The organism is Pseudomonas turukhanskensis, assembly GCF_027922365.1.
Classification (GTDB): domain Bacteria; phylum Pseudomonadota; class Gammaproteobacteria; order Pseudomonadales; family Pseudomonadaceae; genus Aquipseudomonas; species Aquipseudomonas turukhanskensis.
The window spans coordinates 112,273-119,672 of record NZ_BSFN01000014.1 but is presented as its reverse complement, the minus strand read 5'-3'; the positions used below and the strand labels follow the sequence as shown (position 1 = coordinate 119,672).

Below are 7,400 nucleotides of genomic sequence, written 5' to 3'. Positions count from 1 at the left end.
CAGCTTCAGCAGTTTGACCAGCGTGTCCGGGCCGTTGAGCACCCAGACCTTGGCACCGGCCACCGTCTCCTGGATTTCCCGCCGCCACTTGTAGACTTATGCCAAGATTGGCATAAGCGTAAGAACTGGCTGTTCAGCGACACGCCCAAGGGCGACACCGCCAGTGCTCAGCTCTACAGCTTGGTGGAAACCGCCAAGGCCAACGGCCAGGAGCCCTACACCTACCTGCGCCACATCCTCGAGCACCTACCCCACGCCAAGGCCGTCGAGGACTACAACGCGCTGTTGCCGTGGAACTACACGCCAGCCCTGTCACGCTAAACGAACACCCATCGTTTAACAGGTGGGGTTCGTGGATCGCATACGCTTCACCTGCTTTCCAAGCTGTACGAGCACACCAGCGTGGTGATCACGACCAACCTGAGCTTCGCCGAATGGTCGAGCGTGTTCGGCGACGCCAAGATGACCACAGCCCTGCTGGATCGCCTTACGCACCACTGCCACATCGTCGAAACGGGCCACGAGTCCTACCGCCTGCAACACAGCAGCTTGGCGGCTCAGGCAAAGATCAAGTCAAGGGAGCGAAAACATAAGGGCAATCAGGAACCGAAGGACGACGAACCGTTTTGACCATGCCGAACGGGTGGCTTGCTGCATGACGGCATGCGGCAGGTCTTCAACAACTGAACTGGGCTAGCGAAGGGGTGGGTTCAAGAGCAGCTGCACTGATAGACTTATCCACAGTTGCTGATACAGAAATCAGCAATCCGCCCTGGGTCAAATTTCAATCGGCAGGGTGGGTCAATTTTTTATCAGCGCCAACACCTCATCTAACAGGCGGATTATTGGACTCGAACATGGTGAAGTCTTCGCGGCAGTCTGATCGGATTAATGTTCACACGGTCGCACTCTCACTGGGAGAATGCGGCCTAAGCAGTCGATAAAGTAGAATCGGTACCACGATCAACGTAAGTATCGTCGCGGACAGTGTGCCGAAGATCAGAGAAATCGCCAGCCCACCAAATACCGGGTCGCTAAGCATGATCATGCTGCCAAAGATGATCGCCAATGCAGTCAGAAGAATAGGACGCAGACGCACCGCCCCTGCTTCCAGGATGGCTTTGCGCAAGCTCATACCCTGGTGCCGATAATCGAGCACAAAGTCTATGATCAGCAGCGAGTTTCGCACCACCACTCCAGCCAGGGCGATGACTCCGATCAGGGAAGTGGCGGTGAAGGATTGACCCATTAGCCAGTGCCCCGGAAAGATACCCACCAGCCCCAAAGGAATCGCAGCCATGGCAACCAGAGGGATGGCGAAGGACTGATAGTAGGCCACCAGCATTAGATAAATGAGCGTAAGAGCCAGCCCCAGTGCGCCGAGCATGTCGCGATAAGTATCCAGCGTCATGCGTATTTCTCCATCCCACAGCAGATGGTAACCATCGATGGTGTCAGGCACCGCAGGAGTAAGACGCAAATTCCCGGTGCCCAGGCGTTCGTCGTTGGCAAGCAGCAAACCGTCCAGCCGCCGGTCCAGATCCAATACGGCAAATACTGGGGCTGTACTGACAAGCTCACCGCCGACATACAGGACGCGCTCGCCGTCTTTGTGCTGGATGGGACGTTCGGTCAGGGTCGACTCGATACGAACCAGTCCGGACAAGGGCACGCTTTTACCCTCCCGACCAGCCAGGTGAATCCGCGACAACAATGCCGGGTCGATTTGGTGACGGCGAGGAATTTTCAGACGGATGGGAACGGCGTTCTTTTCTCCGGCAATGTGCACTCGCCCGAGCTCTTCACCGTCCAGCAGACGCCGCAAGGCAATCGCTACCTCGGCGGTGGTCACACCGGACAGTGCAGCTTTTTCCCGGTCCACCACCAGCCGATACTCCGGTACATCATCCGGTTCGGAGTCATTCACCTCGACCATGTCGTAAGTAGCCCTGAAAGCCTCTTCGACTTGCTTGCCGATCGCCCTAAGTTGCGCCAGGTCTGACCCGTAGATTTCGGCCATGACCATGGCGCGCACTGGCGGCCCAGGGGAATCCTCAAGCAACTGGATGACGCTACCGGGGTAGCGTGACTGAATGGCCAGAAGGCTTTGACGCAGATCTCGGACAATTTCAATTGACGTCGTGCTGCGCCTTGTCTTATCAATCAGGTTAACCCGTATTTCCGCAATGTGTGGCCCGGTCTTGTTGCCGGTGCCGCGCAGTAGGCCATTGAAGTCGACCACACCGGCCTCACCGAGCCAGCTCTGATAGTTAAGGATAAAAGTGTTTTGCCGCAATACGGCACCGATCTCTCGTACGACCCGGTCGGTGGTTTCTAGCGGGCTGCTCTCGGGCATGGCAAGGGCAATATTGAAGGTGTTCTTGTTGTCCTTTGGCAGCATGGCCATCTCGACGCCAAGCCAGGACTGCGCTCCGCTTATTCCCGCAGGGCGCATGAACTGCCACGCCGGTTGCAGCAGAGAAAGCAGGATAGCAGTAGCCACGCCCAGCAGAACGCCGCGACGCAACCGCGGACGATCGATCAGCGGTGTCATCAGGGCGTGGTAGAAACGGTGTAACCGATCCTTGCTGTTGTGATCTTCAAGATCATGTCCCTCGCCAGGCTGGAGCCAGCGGTTGGCAGCCCAGGGGGTAATGGTATAGGCCACCAACAGCGAGGCCAGCATGGCAACGGGCACGGTGAAAGCAATCGGGTAGAAATATTGCCCGAGCATACCGGTTACCATCATCAGCGAGATAAATACCAACATCACGGCGATGGTCGCCAGATTCGTAGGACTACCAATTTCATTGGTAGCCTGTACCGTGACCGCACGTTTGTCACGCCGTCCCAGATGAGCGTAGCGTCGGTGGATATTTTCAATAACCACGATGGCCGCATCCACCAGCAGGCCGAGAGACAGTATCAGGGCGAATAGAGTCAGACGGTTGATGGTGGGGCCGAACAGGTAATTCACGCCCAGGGTCAGCCCCAAAATCAGGGGGACGCTAAGGCCCACGATTAAGGCTTCCTTCAGACCGAGAAAAAGCACCATGACCAGAAAAACTGAAAAGACCGCGATACCCAAGTGCTCAATCAACACATTCACGGCGGCATCAGCTTTTTGACCATCGTTACGGGTAACCACGAGTTCCACCCCAGCGGGGATAAACTGTTGCCGCATTCGCTCGATGCGGGCGAGTACCTCGTCAGCGACAACCACCGCGTTGGTGCCAGGTTTTTTGGCAACCGCTAGAGCAACTGCAGGCATTTCAGGATCCGAACTTTTGCCAAAACGCGGGTCTGCAGGGCCGAAGGTAAAACGTGACAGCTGAGTGCGTTCCTCGGCCGGGCCGTCAACGATGACCGCTACATCGTCAAGGTAAATGGGCCGACCAGCATGACTACCAACAATTAATTGTTTCAGGTCATCCTCTGAGGTGAGATAGCCATCGAGAAATACACTGCGATTATGGCCCTGCTGCACCACACTCCCCAAGGGAGCCGAGACATTGGCAGTGGTAAGGAAAGCGCGAACCTGATCGACGGTTACGGCGAACGCCTCCAAGCTATCCGGCTCAAGCTCCACGCGTACCTCCCGGTCGCGTCCGCCCTTGATATAGGTCGCGGAAACTGACTCCAGACTGCGTAAGCCGTCAAGCAAGCGATCAGCCAACCGCTTCAAAGCGTAATCATCATACGTTTGCGAGGCCAGAGTCACCGTTACGATGGGTACGTCATCCACGTCCACGCTAACAATGAGTGGTGCACTGGCATCGGCGGGCAGACGATCGCGCTGACTGAGAATCCGGTCGTAGAGCTTGACCAAGGATTTTTCCTTGTCCTGACCTACCTCGAACTGCACGGTAAGAAAGCCGACGGAGTTCATCGATGTAGCGAAGGTATGGTCGACGCCGGGGACTTGCTTGACGATGTCTTCCAGCGGACGAATCACCAGTTGCTCCACCTCAACAGCGGAAGCACCAGGTAGCAATACCCGCACCTGCGCACCGGGGACGATGATTTGCGGGTTTTCCTCGCGTGGCGTGAGAAGGATGGCCAGCATGCCGAGCACGGCGCAGGCAAGCATGAATAGTAGAGTCAGTTTTGAGGTGACGAAGATTTCGGCCAAGTGCCCGGCGATATTGACTTTGCGCTGGCTCATGGATGTTCAGCACTAGTGATGCGGTCACCTTCGCGCAGGCCAGGAGCGACCACTGCGACTATCTGTTCACCCACCAGAAGGCCTGCTGCGACCTCAATACCCTTGGGCCACTCGCGGCCCGTGCGTAACCAGCGAAAACTTGCCAGCCCTGCGTCGTCAACCAGGAACACTCCGCGCAGTCCACCTCGTTCCACCAGCGCCTGCGGCGGAATTAGCACAGCCTGGCTGTCCCCGATGACAAAACTGGCACGGCCGAACATGCCCGGCAGCAGGTTCTTGGTATTGGGCAGCGCGATTTTCAGCTGATAGCTGCGGCTGACCGGGTCACCCGAGGGCACGATACGGCTTACCATACCTTGTAGCACCTGAGGCAGCACATCGATCTTCACGCGTACCGAACTCCCTACTGCAATCGCAGCAACATGGGCTTCGCTGACAGACGTGTCGAACAGCAAGGTACGGCCTACCTCCAGGATGAGCATCGGTTCGCCCGGCTGGGCCATATCGCCGGCACGCTTCAAGCGAGCCACCACCACGCCGTCACCTGGACTCCTTATTTCGATGTAGGCGCGCTGTGCATCCACCGTCTCCTGCACGGCTTGCGCCTGATTCAGTAACTCTTTGGCAACATCACGCTTAAGGCGGATCTTGCGCCACTCATACTCGGAAATATAACCCCGCTCATAGAGGCGCTTAAAACGCTCGAAATCGATCTGGGCATCGGCAAAGGCTGAGTTGGCCGCACTAAGTTCCGCCCTGCTCTGGCGGATGTCACCTTCGATGTTGGCACCATCGAGTTTGGCAATGATTTCTCCACGCTGCACCCGGTCACCCTCCCGCACCTGCAACTCATGAATGTAACCACTCACCTTGGACGTGACCTCTATGCGCTGGTCGGACACCACGGAGCCGACGGTCGTGTAGTCAATAGGGACATCGACAGCAGCCACTGTAAAAGTACTCAGATTCCAGATTTTTAGACCTACAGTTGAAGGCATATCCGCAGACTGCCCGCATCCTGCCAGCACGCCAGAAGTCAATACCAGCAGTATGGTGTGGATGGCTCTATTCACAGGGGGTGTTCCTTTTTTGCAGGCTTCGCAAGATATGGGGTGATAGTGAGGCCAATTGCCGCTGAGTGTGTTCATAACCGATGGCAATAATTTCCTCGGCGTGCCCGAAGTCCAGAAAACGGATGTGTCCCACCGGAGGCTGGATGAGCAAATCCGGTCGATCCAAGCTCAAGCGCGATTGTGTGATTCTCGTTTCCATGATGTTAATCGAGGCTAGCAACACGTCGAAAATATTGGGCAGCGGTTCCTGGGAAAGCCATGTCCTGAATTGCATCGAGACGGAATCATCCCCAGCAATCAACTTGCGCTTGATATCCGTCATGCTTAGCCGATAGTCACCTACCCAACGTGAAAACTTGTCTGCCGGACCGTCTCCTGTACTGGTCGAAGCATCACAATCCTGCACCAGTTTGAAGTTCTTTCCGGGGACGATTGTTGATTGAGGTCGACTGCGATCACCAGGCCGGCTCCCATAGCGCGCACGACGCTTATCGGCACGGGATTGGTGAGTCCGCCATCTACCAGAATCCGACCGTTGCTGCGCACCGGGGTGAAGATGCCGGGTACCGAGACGCTTGCACGCACAGCCTCGATCAGGTCGCCCGAGCGGATCACGATCTCCTCGCCGTTGACGATATCGGTTGCAACGCAGGCAAAGGGCGTAGGCAATGCCTCGATAGGCTTGGCCTGAACGTGCGCGCGTAGCAAGGCGCTAACTTTCGCACCGTCGAGCAAGCCCGACCTAGGCAACACTACATCGAAGAAAGAAGCCGTCATTTTCCAGTCGAACGACTGAAAGGTGGTTTCCAGTTCTTCCAGTTGGCCGGCAGCCTGGATCGCCCCGATCAGTGCACCGATACTGGTGCCAGCGATGACGTCCACTTCGATGCCGGCTGCTTCGATGGCACGAATCACACCAATATGAGCGAGCCCACGCGCCGAACCGCTGCCCAGCGCCAGGCCTACTTTACGTGATTGCCCTGGTACTACACCGCAGTCGGAATGGTCCGTATCCTGCGAAGAGGTCATGTCGTTATCCTTCTGATCTAACGCTCGTGACAAATAACTCGGCTGACATTTTGTCTATTCATTCCTTGCTGCCGCTGGGCCAGATGTAGTTAAACAACCAGATACTGCCAGGAATGGCATCGATGAAGCCAAGCAGACCAAATAAAAGGCAGTCCCTTCAAAATCGGAGCGCCGTACACAAACACGACGATTAATGAACCTATACTCAGCACCGCTGACAACATTAGTTCACCCACAGGGGTACCTGTTTATTTTGCAGGATGGCAATTCTTGTGAGTCGCTGATTTGTAGACGAATTTTATGGCTGTCACATTGACAACCACAGGCACGGCCACGCTAGACTTGAATTGTGACTTCCACACCCGTTCGCTAAGGCCGCTCGGTGCCGCTGTCTTTAGCCTTGCACGTTACTAATGCTCATAGGCCAAAATCGGAAACAACCGCCGCCACACGCAGCATCTAGGTACGGTCGACACGAAGCCTTAAAAACCGCACTTTTAAAAATTACAGAGCAATCTAAAATCAATCTAACTTAAATACCTCTACAGCCCCACCCAAACTGCCAGCCAATTTAACTAAAGATTGATTTACTTCCGTTATCCTGACACTACCCAGCTCAACCCCCGCAGCAATGTCTCTAATAACATTCGCATTACCCAACATATCTTCTACAACTGCGCTCTGTTCTTCTGAAGCGGTTGCAACTTGTGAAATCTGCAACATTATTTTGGATACAGAATCTACAATCTCATAAATTGATCTACTAGCTTCGCCAGCTGCAACGACACTATTTTCTGACTCAACCACACAGTTTTTAATTACATCGAGAGCAACTAATATGCTTTTATTTAAAGACGCGATCATTGCCTGTATTTCATAGGTGGAATTATTTGTACGCTGAGCTAAGCTTCTAACTTCATCAGCTACAACAGCAAATCCTTTCCCAGCCTCGCCGGCATGTGCCGCCTCAATTGCCGCATTTAAAGCCAGAAGATTTGTTTGATCTGTGATTTGATCAATAATATCAACAATTGTACCTATTTTTGCAATATCAGTTTCAATGCACTTAATAGCCATACATGAATCATTAACCCATTCTGACAGAGCATTTATAGATGAGACAGCGTTACCAA

The 7,400-nt window shown here is 54.6% G+C and carries 6 protein-coding genes and 1 pseudogene; 2 read left to right on the top strand and 5 right to left on the bottom strand.

Annotation, left to right across the window (positions count from 1 at the left end; genetic code table 11):
* On the top strand, positions 1-321 hold a 321-nt coding region (locus PKE98_RS19885; RefSeq protein ID WP_271197048.1), incomplete at its 5' end, for a transposase domain-containing protein.
* 33 nt (positions 322-354) lie between these two features.
* Positions 355-630 (top strand): annotated as a pseudogene (locus PKE98_RS19880) (ATP-binding protein); the annotation flags it as partial.
* Positions 631-895: 265 nt separating this feature from the next.
* Here PKE98_RS19880 and PKE98_RS19875 read toward each other — a convergent pair.
* The 5 genes from PKE98_RS19875 to PKE98_RS27225 form a co-directional block, all read right to left on the bottom strand.
* Positions 896-4,165 carry an efflux RND transporter permease subunit gene (locus PKE98_RS19875; protein WP_271197047.1) on the bottom strand — a complete coding sequence of 1,090 codons (3,270 nt, stop codon included), beginning with the start codon at positions 4,163-4,165 and terminating at the stop codon, positions 896-898.
* A complete protein-coding gene (locus tag PKE98_RS19870) occupies positions 4,162-5,238 on the bottom strand; it encodes an efflux RND transporter periplasmic adaptor subunit (RefSeq protein ID WP_271197046.1) in 1,077 nt (358 codons plus the stop codon). Before PKE98_RS19870 ends, PKE98_RS19875 begins: the two co-directional genes overlap by 4 nt.
* The gene (locus PKE98_RS19865; protein ID WP_271197045.1) at positions 5,231-5,560 is read right to left on the bottom strand and encodes a patatin-like phospholipase family protein; all 330 of its coding nucleotides are present in this window, start codon (positions 5,558-5,560) and stop codon (positions 5,231-5,233) included. Before PKE98_RS19865 ends, PKE98_RS19870 begins: the two co-directional genes overlap by 8 nt.
* A 17-nt stretch (positions 5,561-5,577) precedes the next feature.
* Complete coding sequence (locus tag PKE98_RS19860) at positions 5,578-6,267, bottom strand: patatin-like phospholipase family protein (protein ID WP_271197044.1); 690 nt, start codon at positions 6,265-6,267, stop codon at positions 5,578-5,580.
* A gap of 522 nt (positions 6,268-6,789) precedes the next feature.
* A complete protein-coding gene (locus PKE98_RS27225; protein WP_373877890.1) occupies positions 6,790-7,344 on the bottom strand; it encodes a methyl-accepting chemotaxis protein in 555 nt (184 codons plus the stop codon).
* Positions 7,345-7,400 lie beyond the last annotated feature (56 nt).